We start from the raw sequence: 18918 nt of genomic DNA, 5'->3' as shown, positions 1-18918 counted from the left end.
GGGCGAAGTCAATGCGGCGGCTCGACCGGCCCTGGCTCAGCCAGCATCGCTAGCGACCCCAATGGGACCGGTTTGAGCGGTGAACGTACATGGTATGCACCGACCTCTACTGGGGTAGTTCCAGCACTGCTGGCCAGCAGTTGAGTTACGGTCAGCCCGCACATCCGCCCCTGGCAAGGTCCCATGCCGCAGCGGCTGAAGAACTTGGTTTGGTTCGGCCCTTGGCATCCCAAACGAGCCATCTCGCGGATCTGCCCAGCGGTCACCTCTTCGCAGCGGCATACCACAGTGTCGTCACTCGGTACGGTCAGCCACTTGGGTGGACGGTAAAGCGCATCCAGGAAAGGCCTGATCCGCAGTTGTCGTGCCAATTGGGCGCGTAACGGAGCTGCCTGGGCTTCAGCATTCCTTACGTCGAGCTTGCCCAGCGCGAGCGCTGCGCCTATCGCGGCCAACGCACCAGCTGGCTCAGCCGCCAGCGCACCGCCGATTGCCGCCCCGTCACCGGCAATGCGCAAGCCTGCCAGCGATGTTTGACCCCAGGCATCTAGGCGAGGCCGCCAAGTAAGTTGTTCAACGTCCCAGTCGTGTTCGACTCGCATTAGGCGACTGAGCTGAGTATTGGGCACTACCCCGTGGTGCAGCAGGACAGTCTCGGCTTCGTATTGCCATTCGCGGCCCTCGGCGCGGAACACCAGCGCCTCGGCCTGCTGCTGGCCTTCCACACGTAAATCGTGGGCGGCACTGTGCACCGGCACACCGGCCTTCCGGAGTTTCATCAACATGCGCAAGCCTTTAACCAAGTAAGCCGGTGCCCCCAACGCAGCAGGCAAGTGGCGCAAGGCACGGACCAAGTTGCCATGCGGCGAGGTCTGTACGATAGCGCGCACATCCACCCCGGCGTCGAGCAATTGACATGCAACCAACAGCAGCAATGGTCCAGCACCTGCCAACACCACCCGTCCAGCCGGTACGCTGGAACCGCTTTTTAGCGCAATCTGAGCTGCACCGGCTGTAAGTACCCCTGGAAGAGTCCATCCTGGAATTGGCGAAGGGCGCTCCAAAGCCCCCGTGGCAGCGATCAACTGCGGCGCACGTACTTGGAACGACTTGCCAAACTGCTGAACTGTCAACGTTAGGTCGCGCGCCACATCCCACACCAGCGCGCCATATTTGATGTCTATCGATGCCCGCTCTACACCTGCGGTCAAGCCTTCGCCATGGCGATAGTCTTTGCCCAATAGCTCAGCCACCGCTGGCGGTATCGCGGAGATGTTGCGGTAGATTTGACCGCCAGGCCCTACCTGCTCATCTAACAGCAAGGTGCGAAGCCCCTGTGCTTTAGCAGTCATGGCGGCTGACAGCCCCGCTGGGCCCGCGCCGATCACGATCACATCATGGGTAAAGTCGCTCATGCTCGGGCCTCCGCTTGGCGTGCACCATGCATCCGCCTAACCTGCATACCAGCGCGGACCTGTACCATACAGGCCTGCACGTTGGGCTGGCCGTCCACTTCCACCAGACATTCAAAACAGGCGCCCATTAGGCAAAACGGCATGCGTGGCGAACCCGACACCGCTGAGTGACGGAAAGGTTCGTCGGCATGGGTCAGTAGGGCGGTGGCCAAGGTTTCACCAGCACGCGCCGCCAACGGTTGCCCGTCGACCCAGATCTGCACCTGGGCCGGTTGTTGCGCCACGGGGAGCGTGATTGGCTTAAACATGGAAGCGGTCCGTCTTAAAGGTTTTGATCGATGCCGGTTCGTCTCCACCACGCAGCCAGCGCACCAGATCTGTCGTATGGGCCGAAGCCAGAGTAATGCCGCTATGGCAGGTCACCAGGAACGCACCAGGATATTGGGTGGACTGTTGGTAAATTGGCAGGCCATCAGGTGTCATCACCCGCAATGCGCCCCAGGTGCGTACCACGTTGGCGTTTTCCAGCAGGGGATAAATCTGCCGCGCACGATCGGCGATACGCGCCAACTGCTCCAAGGAAGTACTGTCGTCTAGCCCTACGTCTTCCTTGGAGTCTCCGATCTGCACCACACCTTCGCCAGTTTGGCGGATCACCCCGGAAGGAAACTTGAGGAACGGTTTCATCCGTTCGGTCACCAGGATCTGCCCCCGGTTCGGCTCGATAGGAGCATCGATACCGACCATCGGCGCTAGATGACGGTTACCAAGGCCCGCAGTCAGCACTATGCGGTCGGCCACATGCTCCACCCCCGCTGCCCATACATGAAAGCCATCGGAGAGCTTCTGGATGCGCTCGCAGCGCGCGGGATTGATTAGCTCCCCACCCAACCCACGAAAGGCGGCGAACAGAGCCCGCAGCAAACGAAGCGGGCTAACATGGCCATCCAGGTTGCCAAACGTAGCCCCCACCACTTTGGGGCCGATGTGCGGCGTCAGAGCCCGAAGCGCAGCGTGGTCTAGCACCTCGTAGGGGTAGGGTTCTCCCAACGCCAACCGTAATGACTCCATGCTGGCGACTCGCTGCTCCAACTCCTGCTCGCTTAAGCAAAAATTCAGTCCACCGTTTTGTTCAAGTTCCAGTGAAATGCCGGTGCGGTCAGTCAGATCCTGCGCGAAAGCCTGCCAGCCCTTCGCTGAATGCATTGTCCAGCGCGCATAGTTCGGGCTGCTTACACCCTTTCCCTGTACCCACACCAAGCCGAAATTCCCGCGGGCAGCACGGAAGGCATCGTCTCCCTCATCCAACACCCGAACGCGCTCCCCTGCCAATGCCAGGCCGTAAGCGATAGACATCCCTACCACGCCGCCGCCAATAACCAGGGTATCGATGCTCGTTTTGTTCATGAGGTCTTACCTGCCAATACCCGATCCAGCCCATAGAAGCGGTCTAGCAGGATCATCAACGCCAGGGTCAGCACGATCAGCACCGTCGACACGGATGCCAGCAGTGGGTCGATGGTGTTGGCGATGTAGTTGTACATCTTCACCGGCAGGGTTTCGGTGCTAGCCGAAGCTACGAAAATTGACATCGTCAGCTCGTCAAAGCTGTTGATAAATGCAATCAGCCAACCGCCCGCCACACCGGGGATAATCAGCGGCAGCTCAATGCGCCAGAATACCGTCCAGGCCGAAGCACCTAGCGACTGAGCCGCTTGCGAAGTGCTGCGATCAAAGCCCGTAGCCGCAGCCACTACCAAGCGCAGCACGTAAGGCAGCACCACGACCGTGTGGGCAGCAGTAAGCCCCCAGAAGGTGCTGGAGCCGCCGATCGCCGTCAGAAAGCGCAATAGGGCGATACCCAGCACGACATGGGGCACCATCAGCGGTGACATTAGCGCGCCAAGCACCACTTCACGCCCTGGGAAGCGATGCCAAGCGATGGCCATACCGGCTGGTACTGCTAGTAGAGTGGCTAAGGTAGCGGCTATCGCGCCCAGCCCTAGGCTGCGATAAAACGGCGTGATGAAACTGTCATCGCTGAGCATGGCCGTGTACCAGCGCCACGACGCTCCGTCAAAGGGCATGGCGATGTAACCCTTGTCGGTGAACGACACCAGTACCACTACCACCAGGGGAGCGAGCATGAAGGTGATGAACAGGCCATGGAATACCAGTAGCCATCGAGAGGTTCTGTTCATTGGAATACCTGCTTGTAACGACGCTCGACCAGACGGTTGATACCCATCGATACCCCCATTACCAGCACCAACAGCACCACTGCCAGAGTGGCACCCAGCGGCCAGTTAAGGTTGCCAAGGAACTCGTCATATATAGTGGTGGGTACCACCTTGAGTCGACGGCCACCGATGATGGCGGGCGTAGCGAAGGCACTGGTGGCCAATGCGAAAACGATCAACCCTCCGGATAGAACACCCGGAATCACTTGGGGAAAGACGATACGGCGCATAATGGTAAGCAGACCCGCTCCAAGCGACTCGGCTGCCTGTTCGGTGGCCGGATCAAGCTTCTGTATCGAAGCCCATACTGCCAGTACCATGAACGGCACCAGTACATGCACCATGGCGACCACTACCCCGCCAAAGGTAAACATCATCTTGATTGGCGAATCGATCAGGCCCAGTTCCATCAGGACCTTGTTGATCACACCTTCGTTGCCGAGCAGGATCGCCCAACCCAATGTGCGCACCACTACCGAAACCAGCAACGGACCCAACACGATCACAATAGAGATCGCCCGCCAGCGCGGTGACAACCGGCTCAACAGGTAGGCCTCCGGCACCCCAATAACAATGCATAAGGCTGTTACCAGTATTGCCATACCGAAAGTACGGGCGAAGATGGAGTAGTAGTAGCTGTCGCTGAGCACGTCGGCGTAGTTGCCCAGAGTCACCTGGGTACTCACCGCGCCGCCGGGTAGGTAGCTATAGAAGCTCAATGACAGCATGATCATCAGAGGCAAGGCCACGAAGGCCAGCGCCATCAGCATGCCAGGACTTGCCAGCCAATAAGGCAAGGCGCTGCGGGAGCAGCTCATACCTTGCCTCCTGCCCGCGGAGCCAGCCGGGCATGTTCGGCCTGCCAGCTCAGGCCGACATCGTCGCCCTCAGCCACTTGCGGGAGACCGTTGTTAGGCAGAGTAACCTGCATCATGCCCAGCGTCGTTTGCACTTGGTACAGCCAGTGGTTGCCAAGGAACACCCTTGCGCTAACTTGACCCCGCAGCAGAGCGCTTTGATCGGTAAAATTAATTTTCTCCGGACGCACGATATAGGACAGCTCACCAATACCTTGGTCGTTTGAGGGCAGCTTATGACCCTGTGTTTCAAACATCGCGCCAGCCTGTGCGCGCGTGCCGTCGAATACGTTGGCTTTGCCCAGGAAGGTCGAAGAAAAGCGGCCGCTGGGGCGTTCGTACATGTCCAGCGGGCGGTCAACCTGTTCGATCTCACCTTTGTTCATCAGCACGACGCGGTCAGACAGGGTCATTGCCTCTGCCTGATCGTGTGTAACCATGATCGTGGTCACTCCAACGCTGTGTTGCAGGGCACGTAACTCGATCTGCATCTCTTCGCGCAGCTTTGCATCCAGTGCGCCCATCGGCTCATCGAGTAGCAGCACAGGTGGTTGGATGGCCAAGGCGCGAGCTAACGCGACGCGCTGACGTTGGCCACCAGACAGCTCGCGCGGGTAACGCTCGGCCAGGGCCTCAAGGTGTACCAGTTTCAAGGTAGTTTTAACCCGCTGGCGACGCTCGGCGGCAGGTAGGTTCTGCATCTCAAGGCCGAAAGAGACGTTGTCTGCCACAGTCATATGCGGGAATAGCGCGTAGCTCTGGAAAACGATGCCCAGCCCGCGTTGGCTGGGTTTGACCTGGGTGATATCTCGCCCGTCAAGGATGATCCGCCCACGGGTTGGCTGCGCGAACCCCGCTACCATCTGCAAGGTGGTGGTTTTGCCGCAGCCGGAAGGACCGAGCAAGCTGACGAATTCTCCCTTTTCAATGTGCAGGGTGGTATCTACGACTGCGGCGAAATCACCGTAGTGCTTGGAAATGCCTTCTAACTTTAAGAAGCTCATGCGAATTGCCTCACTACAGCTGTGTTCTAATTATTTTGGAGTACATCTCACTGCTCAACCGCGCGACTCCAGCGGGTGGTCCACTCGCTGCGCTTAGCGTTGATCACGTTGTAGTCTGGAGCGATGAGTGCGTTGACTTTTTCAGGGCCATACACCACACGAGCGGCCACCTCAGGGGAAAGCTTCGAGTTTTTGTTCACAGGCCCCCAGCTGTTGTCTTCGGCGAGGATTTTTTGCGATTCCGCCGAGGTCACATGGCGCAAGAATTGTTGCGCCAGGTCTGGCTCTGGCGCACCTGCGACCGGGCATCCAGCGCTGAGCAATGCAACAGCACCTTCCTTTGGATATACGAACTCCACCGGTGCGCCTTGGGCGATCACCGTTTGCACACGGCCGTTGCCCCACACCGCCAGCGCCGATTCGCCGGTTTGCAGCATCTGAGCCATCTTGCCGGGAGATGGCTCCCACGCGAGTACGTTGGGCCCGACCTTTTTGGTCATTACCGAGAAACCGGGCTCGATGTTGGTTTCGCCGCCGCCATTAAGCTTGGCCATCATCAGCAGGGTCAGAAGCCCGTAGCCGTTAGTGACAGGAGGGATAACCACTTTCTGTTCGTATTTAGGATCTTCTAGATCGTGCCAGGAGGTAGGAGCGGCCCAGCCATTTTTGGCGAACACGGCTTTGTTGTATGCCAAGCCCACAGCGATGTAGCCGATGCCTAGCGATTTGCCACCTGGCATTCTTGCCCCCGGGTACAAGTTCTCTAGCTCGGGATTGGCTTCGATGTCAGCACATAGGCCCTGGTTGACGGCTTGGTACATGGGGCCGTCATCAATCATTGCCACGGATAGTTCCTGCTGGCCCTTCTGCGCTTGAAGTTTGGCCAGAATGTCCGTCGAGTTGCCGGGCACATACACCACTTTCGTGCCGGTTTTCGCTTCGAACGGCGGAATGATCTTTTCCTTGAATATGTTTTCCGTCGAGCCGCCATAACCCCCGACATAGAGCGTCGTTGCGGCATGGGCATTGACTGAGACGGTGAAAACCAAAGTGCTCATTAAGGCAATTTTCTTATTCATTTAGGGTTCCTACATCGTTGGCACGGTCGAATATCTGGACGGCTAGGAATGCGCGGCGCCAGGCATGTAGTCATCTTAGGCACTGATCAGAGGTGCTGAAAATGCACATTTTGACGCGTGCTTATGCATGAATGTTATGTATGATGATCTAAGCGCTCTAGCGCGGCCCCCCCCCCGGGTTTGTTTGAAACCAATCAATGGGGCAGCATCGGTCTCCGGACAGGCGATGCCCTTTTGAACAGCCCAACATGAGTCATCCACATGAAGCCCGCTGTAAACCTACGCCAGATAGAAGCTTTCTACTCCGTGGTGCGCTCCGGCACCGTGGTTGGAGCGGCACAGATGATGAGTGTGACGCAGCCCGCCATCAGCCGCTCAATCGCCTTGCTGGAACTCAGAATTGGCTACAAGCTATTTGAACGGCGTGGACGTAGATTGATACCGACGCCTGAAGGTGAAGCATTTTTTCGCGAAATCGAACCTATCTACGGTAGCCTTGATCGCATTGCTCAGACAGCGCAAGACATCGGTCAGCTTCGCGCGGGAGAGTTGCGCATAGCCACATTGCCATCATTGTCATTAGGTGTAGTGCCGCGCGCTGTTGCGGAATTCTTGAAAGACCGTCCAAAGGTCAAGGTTTTCATTCAAGTCTTACCCAGCCGCCAAATTGCCGATCAAATCGCCACTCGCCAGTTCGATGTAGCACTGGTTGAACTTCCTCTATCCAAAGCCTCTATCTCCATCGAGCCTTTAGACCCGGTTCCGATCTGTGCTGTAATTCCGAAAGACCATGCACTGGCTGAAAAAAATCGTATCTCATTAGCTGATCTGGATGGAGAGCGGATGATTCTTCTTTCTCAGCACAGTTATATTCGATATCAAATCGAGGAAGCTTTTACGAAACTGCACATCTCGCCCAACGTGGTGCTAGAAACACCTAATTCGTTGGTAGCCTGCGCACTTGTAGCAGCCGGAGCAGGGATTAGTCTCATCTCCAAGGTTACGGCACTGCCGTTCCAGTCGAGTGAAGTAGTGGTAATCCCAATACGAGAACAACTTGCGTCTCGATGTGCGGTGATATTTCCTTATCCTGGGGATCGAATGAAGCTGGCTGAAGCATTCGCCGCTCAGTTGCGAGCCACGATGCAGAATTTCTGAACTTTATAATCGTGAAAATGACATATTAGCCATCCCACATACACCAGCCTGGCAGCTAGCGTATTCCTACAATGGCATCCTAACTAGGCTGTGGCATGCCAACGGAGTATGGCCGTTTAGTGGAATGGGATTTTTTGATACACCCCCACGTCGCCCCCTCGCCAAGATTGGGCCATTGCACTATCTCGGCGGCGAGGGGGCTTATGCTGGATGGCAACCTATGCCTTACCCGATCAGGGCGTACTACGGTTGCGCCTTTAGCCAGAACGAAATCTCAGTGACATTAGTGCTCTACAGACCGATTCCAGCGGGTTGTCCACTCTGCCCGCTTTGTATTAACCAATTCAGCATCAGTGGAAAGAAGAGCATCGACCTGATCAGCTCCATAAATCACGCGCTTAGCAACGTCTTCCGGGAGTTTTACATCTTTATTCACGGGGCCCCATCCCTCACCAGAGGCCAGCGCCAACTGGGACTCAGCGGATAGGATGTGTCGCAGGAACTGCTGACCCAGCTTGGGTGACGGACCACCCTCGACTACACAACCCGAGTTGATAATCGCAAAGGCACCTTCCTTGGGATAAACGAATTCGACTGGCGCGCCTTGGTTTTTAACTGCTTGGACCCGGCTATTTCCCCACACGACCATTGCAGCCTCACCGGTTTGTAACATCTCGGCCATTTTTCCAGGAGATGGCTCCCAAGAAACGACGTTGGGGGAAACCTTATTAACCATTACGTCGAAGCCAGGCTCAATTTTATTTTCACTCCCCCCATTAAGCTTTGCCATCATCAGGAGTGTCGCCAAACCATAGCCATTAGTTATGGGAGGGATCGCAATACGTTGTTTGTACTTGCCATCTACCAGATCCATCCACGATGTTGGTGCGCTCCAGCCATTTTTAGCAAACACTTCCGTGTTATAGCCTAGTCCTGTAGCCAGAAAACCTATCCCTACAAATGATCCATCTTTCGTCAACGCCTTAGAGTAAAGCTTATGATAGATTTCGCTGTCATCAAGCTTTGAGCAAAGCCCTTGACTGGCTGCCTGGTACATTGGCAAGTGGTCAAACATCACAAAGGACATCTGCTGATTTCCTTTCTGCGCTTGAATTTTGGCGAGAGTATCAGTGGAGTTGCCAGGGACGTAAACTACTTTGGCGCCAGTTTTCGCTTCAAAGGAAGGGATGATTTTCTCTTTAAATATTTGCTCAATCGAGCCACCCCCGCCACCTACATATAGGGTTTCAGCTTGAGCGGCATTGACGCCAAGGCATAGAGCCGCAGAGGCGGACAAGGTGATCACAGAAATGTATTTACGCATCATGCTCGGATCCCTCAAAAAATTGGACTGTATAGCCAGGTATGCTTAAAACGATGAAAGAGCACTTAGTGCTCTGTGCGTCGGCAGTGAAGAAAACCTAGGCCATGCTGTTGTTTTTATACCTGCTCAAAATTTTTCATAACGCAAAAAACGCGGGGCCTTATTCAGGCACCCGCGCGATGCTTAGAGGCTAAAACCGTAGTCCTCGCTTGCGCATTCAGCAGAGACAAGGCCATCAAGGACGTCCTGCCGCAGCTTATTGGCCTCACGCTTGGACGGCTCACCATAACCGCCCCCGCCTGGGGTTTCGATCCTGATGCTCTCGCCAGCCTGGAGCGTGATGTTCGAGGTTTTTGAAAACATCACCTCTTCATTCTGGCCGCCAGGATTTCGAAGCAGTCGCGCTCGGCGACCGTCATGGCCACCATCTACGCCCGTTGGAACACCCACGGTATGGCTGTCTGAGCGAGCCGAGAAGACGATGCCAGATTCCAGCACCTTGATCTGCCGAGCGACCCCCATCCCGCCGCGTGTACGGCCTGCACCACCTGAGTTAGGGATAAGTGCATATTCCTCAACGCGCAATGGGTACTCGTTTTCCATTGCCTCGACAGGCAGGTTGGAGGAGTTGGTCATGTGCACGTGGACCGCATCCATCCCGTCCAGGTCGAAGCGTGCACCGCTGCCGCCCGCAATGGTTTCGAGATAGATGAACTCACCAGCGCGTTGATGCAATGGACCAGAGAACACAATGGCTGGGCACAGATCGTTGCCGGATGCCATGACCTTTTCCTTGGGCAGCAACCCACGGAACGCACCGAAGATTGCGCCCGCAACTTTTTGCGCGGTAATGGATCGAGCGCCGACAGCAGCAGGCATCTCAGGATTGGTGATGGTCCCTTTGGGGGCACTTACACGGATCGCTGCGAACAGACCTGCATTGGGTGGGAGTTCAGGATCCAGCAGCGCTATAACAGCGTAGTAAACAGTCGCGTTCAGCGCGTTGATAGGGAGGTTCATCGCACCGCGTGCCTGCGGGCCTGAACCGGTAAAATCGAACGTGAGGATGCCGTCAGCAACGGTGAGAGTCACAGTGATTGGAACCGGGTCGCCGCCACCCATGCCGTCGTCATCGAGCATGCTGGTGAATTGGTAACTGCCCTTTTTGAGTTCGGCGATTCGGTTAGCCAAGCGAGTACGGGTGTAGGTCAGAACGTCCTCAACCGACTGTAGGACTTTCGGCAAGCCCATGTGGCGGATGAGTTCCCTGACGGCTTCGGACCCGCGCTCGTTGGTCGCAATCTGCACTCGAAGGTCAAGACCACGCTCTTCGGGATCGCGGCAGTTTGAGCAGATCAACCGGAGCAGATCGTCCTCAATGACCCCATTGCGGGCGATGCGGCTTACGGGGATACGAATCCCTTCCTGGAAAATGCTCGTGAGTCCACCGGCAATCGAGCCTGGAACCGCGCCGCCAACGTCCGAGTGGTGGGCGATGTTCGCTGCGAAGAAGCGCAGGGTACCCTCCCAGAACACTGGAGTGACGATGTTGATGTCAGGCAAGTGACTGCCATTAGCCAGATACGGATCGTTGCAGATGAAGGTATCGCCGTCTTTGATCGTATCCACTGGATACTGCGCTAGGATTGCTTCAACGGCACCATTGAGCGAACCCAGATGAAGAGGGATCTGCGTGCCTTGAGAGACCAGCCGCCCGGCGCGGTCAAAAAGCGCTACCGAACAGTCTTTACGCTCTTTGATATTGGTAGAGAACGAAGAGCGTACGAGCGTGTTGTTCATGTCCTCGGTGATGGAGAGCAGTCGGTTGACGAACACTTCCATCTCGATGGGATCAGCAATGGTTGCGGTGTTGGTAATTTGTTGGGTACTCATGCTTGTGCTCCCAGGTGCAGAGTGACGATCAGGTTACCGTGCGGGTCAACAAGGGCCTCGTGATTTGGGCCGAGCACAGTCGTGGAACTCATCTCTTCGATGATCGCGGGGCCTTCAACGACGATGCCAACTGACAGCAAATCGCGGTCGTAGATTGGGCTCTCGCACCAACCGTACGCCTTGCCAGCGTATACCTGACGCTGCCCGACTTTCGCGTCGGCGAGCGTGGTGTCTGCGCGTGCAGCAGCAAGCGGCGCCTTCAGCACACGTCCTACCGCCTGAACACGGCAGTTGATGATCTGAATGGCCCGACCTTCTACTTGGTAGCTGTACTCACGCTCATGGGCAACATGGAACGCCGCCTCGAACGAATCCAGATCATCTGGCCCTACCGCTTCCATCGGCACCAGAACCTCAAAGTTCTGGCCGTTATAGCGCGCATCGATGGCACATACCAATTGCCGCATTTCAGTGTCTACGCGCTCTTGATCCAGCCACTTGGTGGCATCGCCCTTCAACTGGTTGAAGAGTTCCACAATGCCTTTCCAGTTCTGTGCGCTGGCTGTGGTGATAGCGCTGCGGACGAAGTCGAAGGAAATGTCAGTCAGGAGGATTCCGCGAGCACACATGGTCCCTGGCTCTCGCGGTACGACCACGGTCGAAATGCCACACTCTTCCGCAACGTCCATGGCATGCAGACCACCCGCCCCGCCGTAGGCGTAGAGCGCGAACTCAGCAAGGTTATGACCCTTCTCAGTCGATACCGCTCGGATGGCACGGCTCATGTTTGCGTTCGCAATGCGCAGGATGCCCTCTGCTGCATCTTCCAAGCTCAGGCCGAGGGGTTTGGCGACCTTGTCCTCGATGACCCTACGTGCGGCCGCAGCATCCACCCGCATACGGCCTTTCAAAAGCACTTCCGGGTTGAGGCGCTGCAACACGATTTCAGCGTCAGTAATCGTCGGTTCAGTGCCGCCGCGAGCGTACCCAACAGGGCCAGGGACAGCACCAGCGCTATGCGGGCCAACCTTCAGTGAACCGGCATCATCCAGCCAGGCGATACTGCCGCCACCGGCGCCAATAACGTGAATGTCCACCATTGGGGTTTTCACTGGATATCCCGCAACCTGACGGCTGGAGGTGAACAACGGCTTGCCACCACTGATGAGCGAAACGTCGGTGCTCGTACCACCCACGTCAAACGTCACGAGATTGAGTTGGCCGATGTGGCGTCCAACAGCTGCTGCCCCCACCACGCCTGCCGCAGGCCCAGACAAGCACGTTCTTACCGGAAACTCACGGACCGCATCCGGTGACATCAGACCACCGTTGGAATGTACCGTCAGTGGTTGGCCAGCCACGCCCATCGCTCTGGCACGCTCCAGGAAACGATCAAGGTAACGAGCCATGCGAGGCCCGACACTTGCGTTGAGGGCGGTAGTGGAGAGGCGCTCGTACTCGCGGAATTCCGGTAGCACTTCGCTGGAGATACTGATGTACGTGGAAGGCAAAATCTCCTGAACAATCGCCTTGGCACGCTGCTCGTGAACAGGATTGCGATAGGAGTGGAGGAAGCAGATGGCGACGGCTTCCAAACCTTCTTTAGCAAACATCATGGCCGCTTGGCGAACAGCTTCTTCGTCAAGGCTTTCGACAACCATGCCTTGCGCATCCAGTCGCTCGCCGACTTCAACACGGTGCATGCGCTTAACCAGGCTTGGAGGCTTACCTACGCTGTAGTCGCAGAGGTTAGGTCGAATTTGGCGCCCGATCTCCATGACATCGCGGAAGCCGCGCGTGGTGATGAGGCCGAGCGACGCGCCTTTTCGTTCGATGATGAGGTTGGTTGCAACGGTAGTGCCATGGCCAATATGAGACACCTGATCGGCACTGACTTTGTGGTTTCGGAGAAGATCGGAGATACCGTTCTCAATTGCCTCGGACGGATCATGAGGAGTGGACGGCACCTTATGGTATTCAACTTGACCGTTATCTTCGTTAATCATGGTGAAATCGGTGAAGGTTCCACCTACATCTATGCCTATACGATACATGACCAGCTCCACGTGTTGGGTGTGACTGATCCTACGAGGTGTGCCTAACCCAATCCATATGCTAATGTCTATGTAAATATAATTAGGGCAAATACCTCTTTGGCTCGAAAAGTGTGGGCATACGGGAGATGATGAACCAGCGCTGGCATTGGGCTAAGTCGAGGATCCGCTCGCGATTTGGGAAGGCTGCGTCAATGCCCGCAACCTGATGGATGGCTCATAGATGAATGTGACGAGATGAAAAATGCTGACCTGAACCTCCTTGTCCACTTCGATGCGCTTATGGCGACTCGAAGCGTGTCCCGTGCTGCGGAGCAGATGGGTATCAGTCAGCCAGCAATGAGCGCGGCTCTGAGTCGGCTGCGAAGGATATTCAACGATCCGTTGTTCGTCCGAGAGGCGGGAGCCTGGGGACCTACTGCGAAAGCTCATGAGTTAAATCAAGCGTTTCGCCCATTGCTGGATCGGTGGCGCTTGGAGTCACAGCCTAAAAGTGAGTTCGACCCATCCAGTACGCGAAGGGTAATTTCGATCTACGCCTCGGATTACTTGCAGTATGCGGTAATGCCGAAAATTATCTCTATTTTCAGCGAGCATGCTCCAGGTCTGGTAGTCAGGGTTGTTCCAGCGAAGCTTTTTCATGGACTGAACATGGTTGAGACCAATCATGTCGAGCTGGTTTTAGGCCATTTCCCTCATCCTACCCCTTCCTTGCGAGCGAGGTTTTTGTTTGAAGAGCGTTCAGTATGTATTGTACGCACAGGGCACCCTTGCCTGAAGCAGCGTTGGGGGCTGGATACTTTCCTTGCATATCCTCATATTGATTTGGCTGCACATACCAGAAATTTCAGCCAGCAAATTGACGACACCTTGGCTGCAATGGACCGTACTCGCCTAATCGGCACGACATTGGCTAGCTACCTAGCGTGCCCGTTCGTAGTCGGATCTTCGGATCTCATTGCCACCTTGCCATTCAGCGTAGCGGATGGTTTCAAAAAGATAAGTGGTACTACCTTGTTAGAGGTGCCGCTTGCACTTCCCCTATTCAACGTTTCAGTATACTGGCATGAGCGCCATCAAAAAGATCAGGGGCATGCATGGGTACGACAACTGATTGGCGAAACACTTGCTCGCTGAAGCCCCCACGCTTTCGCCATCAACCAAAAGGCCCAACATATAGCTGGGCCCGTTGTGAATGCTCTTACATAATCCTTAAATGCTAACTGATAGCGATTATAGAATCCTAAAAGGATAGCTGAAAATAAGTCGATCCTGTTCTTGGTTTCGCGCATAGTTGCTATGATACACAGCATGGCGCCACAGCGTGGATAGCGATTTCAATGGTCCGCTTTGGATGGTGTAGCCTAAGTCCATGTCAGTTTCCCATTCTTTGCCTTCACTTGCGAAATTGTGGACTTCAGCGTTATCGCCCCTCACATGCTTGACCGAAGCAACCAGCCCTGGAAACCCCAGCGGCGCAAAGTCCTGATCAAAGCGAAGCATCAAGGCGCGCTCGTTCTGCTTGTTCATGTTAGCGATCAGAGATTCTGAGAAAAGGTAGGTCGACGTGCCATCAAGGTAAGTGAATGCAGTCGATCCCATCATTTTTTGATAGCCAACACGGAATGTTGAACCACTCAGTTGGTAACCAATTTGACCACTGAAGGCTTTGTTATCTATGTCCCCAGCATGGGCCGCGCCATCGGAAGTGGAGCGAAACGTACGGATATCACCCAAGATGGAACCAGGCCCCACGGGAATATTGATAAGGGCGCCTAAAAAGTGTTGTTTATAGACGTCCTCAAGCTGTCCACCGCTGTACCCGAAACTCAACTGCTTCGACGGCTTGTAAGTGAGGTTAACGAGGTTCATTTCCCCCTCATTCGTTACCCTATATTGGCCGCTTTGAGTAGCAATTCTGAGCGGCTGGTAGTCAGTCGAGTCGCGTTCACGCACCCTCTGAAACTGCCCGCCGCCCAACTGTATTTCATCAGAAAACTTATGGTTGATCCAAGCACCCTCGAAGGTCTGAAGAAACAGCCTGCTGGTATTGGGCTGGACAAGCGGGCCCGACTCATCAATCGCTCCCAGCCTGAGAAGGGTATCGTCCAGAATGCGAACTTTGGCGGTTAGATTGAGTTTGGAGTACTCATCACCTGGTTCTTTCGTGTTTGCCTTCGTTGGATCAGATGCGTCATGTTGCGGTAAGAGCCCAGTACCCGTACGACCTGGCCCTGAGTCCAACTTCAAACCAAGCATAGCTACAGCATCCAGTCCAAAACCTACGTTACCAGAGGTAAATCCTGAGCTGAAGTTGGCCGTAAATCCTTGAGCCCACTCTGCCTTTTGGTTTTGGCCAGTGCCGTCGCGAAAATCGTTTCGATAGTAATAGTTCTGAGTTTTAAACGTCAACTTGCTGTCTTCTAAGAAGTCAGCCTTTGCCTGAGGGGACAAGCAAAAAATCAGGTTGGACGTACATACAGAAATCGCCGTAACAAGACGTATTTTCTTCACAGAGTTACCTCGCAATTATATTTATCTATTTTGGGGGGCAGTATGTGAGCGTGGGCATAATCCTAAATTGATTATGTCTAGTCGAAGCGGAGTGCCTTATTTGGTATGGCGCTGCATTAATAGGCATTAGTATTTATTTTTTTAAGATTTGTAATAGCCCATTTGATGTTGTTATTGCAGTGCGTTGACCATACGGGTTAAGCCCCGAGAGAGCTATGCCCTGTAATTTATAGGGGTATAAGCGATATGAATGAACAACCTGAATCAGTAGGACATCGCGCGATATGGCTAATCTTTACTGCCCGAGCAGCGCTCTTTGCGCAACGCCTAACCTTTCCCGTCGCCCCCCCCTTCCCGCGTTAACCATCAAGCAGAGGGGATGCGGGAGGGGCAGGTGGCATTGGCACGAAGCTCGGAATTGGTACTTTAGAACGGGGAGTTGAAAAGTAAGGGGTAGCCCCTAGGTGGCTACGTCCTTCTCTAGTGATCCGTGGTTGTTTTCGAGTGTGCCATTCATCTCTCTGGCAGTTCACGCCAAAGGCGCGCTTCCGGAATAGGATGTTTGGCAGCAGTTAGCTGGTGAGGGACAGTTCAGGGAACAGCAAAAAATCGACATTCTGCCTGGCTAGGTCGAATGCAAACGACTGGTCAGCAGCAATGCAAATCCGTGGTCAAAAGCGCCTTGCCAGACCGTGGAGTCGTTGATGATGGATTGGGATTTTCTGATTGATATCTTCCAGCAACTGCTGGGCGGCGTACCGCTCACTCTCCAACTTGCGCTGATGGCACTCGCTGCGGGTTTTATTCTGGCTGTCGTGATCGCATCCGCCGCCAGCAGCCGTTATCGGTTGTTTCGCTGGATAGCCAGCGCGCACATTGAGACTTTTCGCGGAACACCGCTTCTCGTGCAGATATTCCTCATCTATTACGGACTGGGGCAAATTCCGGGATTGCGTCAGTCGGTGCTGTGGCCGTTTCTACGCGAGCCCTACTGGTGCGCAATCCTTGCACTGGCCTTGAATACGTCAGCGTACACAGCGGAAATCATCAGAGGTGCGATCCAGGCCGTACCGGCCAGTGAGATCGAAGCTGGCCGAGCTTGCGGGATGTCCGGCTTGTTGCTGCGCCGCAGGGTGTGCATTGAAACCACTGCATCCGGTGCTCAGGCGTAAAGCTCGCTATCGCCCGAGGCAGAAAGGACAGTGCCATGCTGGGGGCTGCGGCAATTTCCAGATAGCCCATCTTTAAAGCTTTGATATTGGATGCCGCGTTAGCTATGCGCTCAATGCCGATCAATGACTGCTCTACATCTTTGAGCAGTAAGGCTGCTTCGTTCGTGGGCAGAAGCCGACCTTTGGTGCGCGTGAAGAGATAAGTCGTGTTACCACGGGCTGAGTAATCTCGAGCATTTCAGCGGCGCCAGTAACGATCTTGCGCACCATGATGGCTCGAAATGCTTCGAGGTGGCGCAAAGTGATTCGATTCTCCACAGCTCTACTCCAAATCAATAGTATTTAAGCATGTGATGATATTTAAACACTATTAATAATCGTTGATTTAAATTATATAACCTTTAAAAACAACAACTTATATATCAATGGCACTACTATTGCTAAATAGCATTGCACTGGTGAGATTCTGGATTGCGCATCAATCCACTTTCACCATGCGATGCAACTCAACACCATAAAAACATAGGAGCATTTTCAGTGATCAAGTCTACGCTGGCACTCGCCATTGCCTTAGGCGTTACAGTTCAACAGGCTAATGCCGCCGGATTGATTGAAGACAGCAAGGCGTCCATTAGCTCTCGTACGTTGTACTATGAAAATGATCAGCGCGGTCCCAACGGTGTTGATCAGCGCCAAACCGTAACGGGTCTGAGGTTCGACTATTTGTCGGGCTATACGCAAGGTGTCGTCGGTTTTGGATTGGATGTTCAGGGGTTGCTGGGTCTAAATCTGGGTGGCGGTATCTCTCCGCACAGCACTACTACGAGCAATACGATTTCCCCGACGAAAACCGATGGATCGCCGGTAGATGACTGGAGTCGTCTGGGGGCAAACGGCAAGATCATGTTCTCTAAAACCGAACTGAAAGCGGGTAACGCTTTAGCGCCGAACCTGCCCATTCTGATGTCAAATGACAGTCGATTGCTCCCTGCGAGCTACCAGGGCGCCATTTTGACTTCGAAGGAGGTAGATGATTTTACTTTCACTGCCGGCAACCTGAATCGTGAGATAGGTCGCGCCTCCAGCAACTGGGCAGGTATCGCCGCAGGCGGTCGCAAGGGTTCCGATGGTTTTCGGTTCGGCGGTGTGGACTGGAAAGTCAATAAAGACCTGACTCTTCAGTATTACTATGCCAATCTTGAAGATTACTACCGTCAAAATTTCCTAGGGTTGGTGCATGTCTACCAGATTGCGCCTGACCAGTCGTTCAAGACAGACCTGCGATATTTCAATAGCAAGTCTGATGGCAAAAATGGAAGTGACTCAAATTACGCTTACAGGAATGGATTTAACGAAGGCAATACTGGTGCAGTCGACAACAATACCTGGTCTGCTGCATTCACTTATACCCTCGGTGGGCATGCGCTGACCATGGGTCATCAGCGTGTCAGCGACAGCGGTGGGATGGTCTTTATTAACAACGCTAATGTCGTCGATGGGAGGGGGCGCGCTGAAGGCGAAGGCGGCGCGAGCGTTTATCTCAATACCGATATCATGATCAACAGTTTCACTCGCGCGGGTGAAAATTCGACGTTTGGTATGTACAACTACGATTTTGCCGCGCTGGGCGTGCCGGGCCTTAAAGCTGGGTTGACCTACATTAGCGGTCGCGACATACGTGGATCTGGCGGCGTTACGACTGAAAGGTATAGCGAGTGGGAGCGCGATGTTCGTCTGGACTACGTCCTTCAGTCCGGTGCTCTTAAAGGATTGGGTTTCTCTCTGCGCCGAGCAAACTTTCGCACTGAGTTGCCTACTGCAACTCTTCAGGATCAGGATCAGACCCGATTCTACGTCAACTACACTTATGCCCTATGGTAGGAGCAGAGTTGATAGGCATCGTTTAAAACAAATGTATTTTAATCAAACTCAAGCATTTTAAATGCTTTAACCTTAGAGCAATCCCTATATTGCTAGGTAAGTCTGTGGCTTCCCCTTTTTAATGCGCGAGGTTGGCCGCGCTGTGCACAAGTAGTGTGCAGCGCGGCGCTGCCCTGCAAAGTTCCCCGACCAGCGTCAACCCTGAACTACCCAAGAAAGGCTTAAAATGCCGTTTGACAGTCTTTACGACCGTATTTACCTTCACTATCGCGGCCGCTAGCCAGCGGGCACAGTCTCTGGATTGCCAATGATCTGTAACCGCATCTA

16 protein-coding genes are annotated in these 18918 nt (G+C 54.6%); 4 read left to right on the top strand and 12 right to left on the bottom strand.

The window, feature by feature from the left end; genetic code table 11:
* Positions 1–8 precede the first annotated feature (8 nt).
* Genes J1N02_RS24070 through J1N02_RS24040 form a run of 7 tightly spaced genes read right to left on the bottom strand, consistent with a single transcriptional unit; the run spans position 9 to position 6595 of the window.
* Positions 9–1415: an FAD-dependent oxidoreductase gene (locus J1N02_RS24070; RefSeq protein WP_421147896.1), complete on the bottom strand. Its 1407-nt coding sequence runs from the start codon at positions 1413–1415 to the stop codon at positions 9–11.
* Positions 1412–1723, bottom strand: a complete 312-nt coding sequence (locus tag J1N02_RS24065; protein ID WP_007979996.1) for a (2Fe-2S)-binding protein — start codon at positions 1721–1723, stop codon at positions 1412–1414. Before J1N02_RS24065 ends, J1N02_RS24070 begins: the two co-directional genes overlap by 4 nt.
* Complete coding sequence (locus tag J1N02_RS24060; protein ID WP_421147895.1) at positions 1716–2822, bottom strand: NAD(P)/FAD-dependent oxidoreductase; 1107 nt, start codon at positions 2820–2822, stop codon at positions 1716–1718. The genes J1N02_RS24065 and J1N02_RS24060 overlap by 8 nt, the downstream gene beginning before the upstream one ends.
* Positions 2819–3616 (bottom strand): ABC transporter permease, encoded by a 798-nt coding sequence (locus tag J1N02_RS24055; RefSeq protein ID WP_421147894.1) that lies wholly within the window; start codon positions 3614–3616, stop codon positions 2819–2821. The genes J1N02_RS24060 and J1N02_RS24055 overlap by 4 nt, the downstream gene beginning before the upstream one ends.
* Positions 3613–4473: an ABC transporter permease gene (locus J1N02_RS24050; protein ID WP_218441726.1), complete on the bottom strand. Its 861-nt coding sequence runs from the start codon at positions 4471–4473 to the stop codon at positions 3613–3615. The genes J1N02_RS24055 and J1N02_RS24050 overlap by 4 nt, the downstream gene beginning before the upstream one ends.
* Complete coding sequence (locus J1N02_RS24045; protein WP_421147893.1) at positions 4470–5516, bottom strand: ABC transporter ATP-binding protein; 1047 nt, start codon at positions 5514–5516, stop codon at positions 4470–4472. The genes J1N02_RS24050 and J1N02_RS24045 overlap by 4 nt, the downstream gene beginning before the upstream one ends.
* 47 nt (positions 5517–5563) lie before the next feature.
* A complete protein-coding gene (locus tag J1N02_RS24040; protein ID WP_421147892.1) occupies positions 5564–6595 on the bottom strand; it encodes an ABC transporter substrate-binding protein in 1032 nt (343 codons plus the stop codon).
* 261 nt (positions 6596–6856) lie between these two features.
* Here J1N02_RS24040 and J1N02_RS24035 point away from each other — a divergent pair, with 261 nt between their 5' ends.
* Positions 6857–7753 carry a LysR substrate-binding domain-containing protein gene (locus J1N02_RS24035; RefSeq protein WP_421147891.1) on the top strand — a complete coding sequence of 299 codons (897 nt, stop codon included), beginning with the start codon at positions 6857–6859 and terminating at the stop codon, positions 7751–7753.
* A gap of 283 nt (positions 7754–8036) precedes the next feature.
* Here the strand turns inward: J1N02_RS24035 and J1N02_RS24030 are convergent, their stop codons facing one another.
* The 3 genes from J1N02_RS24030 to J1N02_RS24020 form a co-directional block, all read right to left on the bottom strand.
* Complete coding sequence (locus tag J1N02_RS24030; RefSeq protein WP_421147890.1) at positions 8037–9080, bottom strand: ABC transporter substrate-binding protein; 1044 nt, start codon at positions 9078–9080, stop codon at positions 8037–8039.
* Between the two features lie 180 nt (positions 9081–9260).
* Positions 9261–10970, bottom strand: a complete 1710-nt coding sequence (locus tag J1N02_RS24025; RefSeq protein WP_421147889.1) for a hydantoinase B/oxoprolinase family protein — start codon at positions 10968–10970, stop codon at positions 9261–9263.
* Positions 10967–13024 carry a hydantoinase/oxoprolinase family protein gene (locus tag J1N02_RS24020; RefSeq protein WP_421147888.1) on the bottom strand — a complete coding sequence of 686 codons (2058 nt, stop codon included), beginning with the start codon at positions 13022–13024 and terminating at the stop codon, positions 10967–10969. The genes J1N02_RS24025 and J1N02_RS24020 overlap by 4 nt, the downstream gene beginning before the upstream one ends.
* A gap of 237 nt (positions 13025–13261) precedes the next feature.
* Between J1N02_RS24020 and J1N02_RS24015 the strand changes: the two genes are divergently transcribed.
* The gene (locus J1N02_RS24015) at positions 13262–14161 is read left to right on the top strand and encodes a LysR family transcriptional regulator (protein ID WP_421147887.1); all 900 of its coding nucleotides are present in this window, start codon (positions 13262–13264) and stop codon (positions 14159–14161) included.
* A gap of 96 nt (positions 14162–14257) precedes the next feature.
* On the opposite strand, the gene J1N02_RS24010 is transcribed toward J1N02_RS24015, so the two are convergent.
* Complete coding sequence (locus J1N02_RS24010; protein ID WP_421147886.1) at positions 14258–15538, bottom strand: OprD family outer membrane porin; 1281 nt, start codon at positions 15536–15538, stop codon at positions 14258–14260.
* Positions 15539–16242: 704 nt separating this feature from the next.
* Here J1N02_RS24010 and J1N02_RS24005 point away from each other — a divergent pair.
* On the top strand, positions 16243–16710 hold the full coding sequence (locus J1N02_RS24005) for an ABC transporter permease subunit (RefSeq protein ID WP_421147885.1): 468 nt from the start codon (positions 16243–16245) through the stop codon (positions 16708–16710).
* A 132-nt stretch (positions 16711–16842) separates the two neighbouring features.
* On the opposite strand, the gene J1N02_RS24000 is transcribed toward J1N02_RS24005, so the two are convergent.
* Positions 16843–16980, bottom strand: a complete 138-nt coding sequence (locus tag J1N02_RS24000; protein WP_421147908.1) for a hypothetical protein — start codon at positions 16978–16980, stop codon at positions 16843–16845.
* 267 nt (positions 16981–17247) lie between these two features.
* Between J1N02_RS24000 and J1N02_RS23995 the strand changes: the two genes are divergently transcribed.
* The gene (locus tag J1N02_RS23995) at positions 17248–18591 is read left to right on the top strand and encodes an OprD family outer membrane porin (RefSeq protein ID WP_421147884.1); all 1344 of its coding nucleotides are present in this window, start codon (positions 17248–17250) and stop codon (positions 18589–18591) included.
* Positions 18592–18918: the final 327 nt, after the last annotated feature.

Source organism: Pseudomonas sp. NFX5 (assembly GCF_049132125.1).
In the GTDB taxonomy this organism is placed as follows: Bacteria; Pseudomonadota; Gammaproteobacteria; order Pseudomonadales; family Pseudomonadaceae; genus Aquipseudomonas; species Aquipseudomonas marginalis.
The sequence above is the reverse complement of the archived record's forward strand: the minus strand, read 5'-3'. Positions and strand labels throughout refer to the sequence as shown.

Coding starts and splice junctions, on each gene's coding strand:
- J1N02_RS24050 (WP_218441726.1), bottom strand. CDS start 4,473: ATGAGCTGCTCCCGCAGCGCCTTGCCTTATTGGCTGGCAAGTCCTGGC.
- J1N02_RS24065 (WP_007979996.1), bottom strand. CDS start 1,723: ATGTTTAAGCCAATCACGCTCCCCGTGGCGCAACAACCGGCCCAGGTG.
- J1N02_RS24015 (WP_421147887.1), top strand. CDS start 13,262: ATGAAAAATGCTGACCTGAACCTCCTTGTCCACTTCGATGCGCTTATG.
- J1N02_RS24005 (WP_421147885.1), top strand. CDS start 16,243: ATGATGGATTGGGATTTTCTGATTGATATCTTCCAGCAACTGCTGGGC.
- J1N02_RS24045 (WP_421147893.1), bottom strand. CDS start 5,516: ATGAGCTTCTTAAAGTTAGAAGGCATTTCCAAGCACTACGGTGATTTC.
- J1N02_RS24035 (WP_421147891.1), top strand. CDS start 6,857: ATGAAGCCCGCTGTAAACCTACGCCAGATAGAAGCTTTCTACTCCGTG.
- J1N02_RS24055 (WP_421147894.1), bottom strand. CDS start 3,616: ATGAACAGAACCTCTCGATGGCTACTGGTATTCCATGGCCTGTTCATC.
- J1N02_RS24030 (WP_421147890.1), bottom strand. CDS start 9,080: ATGATGCGTAAATACATTTCTGTGATCACCTTGTCCGCCTCTGCGGCT.
- J1N02_RS24060 (WP_421147895.1), bottom strand. CDS start 2,822: ATGAACAAAACGAGCATCGATACCCTGGTTATTGGCGGCGGCGTGGTA.
- J1N02_RS24040 (WP_421147892.1), bottom strand. CDS start 6,595: ATGAATAAGAAAATTGCCTTAATGAGCACTTTGGTTTTCACCGTCTCA.
- J1N02_RS24020 (WP_421147888.1), bottom strand. CDS start 13,024: ATGTATCGTATAGGCATAGATGTAGGTGGAACCTTCACCGATTTCACC.
- J1N02_RS24025 (WP_421147889.1), bottom strand. CDS start 10,970: ATGAGTACCCAACAAATTACCAACACCGCAACCATTGCTGATCCCATC.
- J1N02_RS24070 (WP_421147896.1), bottom strand. CDS start 1,415: ATGAGCGACTTTACCCATGATGTGATCGTGATCGGCGCGGGCCCAGCG.
- J1N02_RS24000 (WP_421147908.1), bottom strand. CDS start 16,980: ATGGTGCGCAAGATCGTTACTGGCGCCGCTGAAATGCTCGAGATTACT.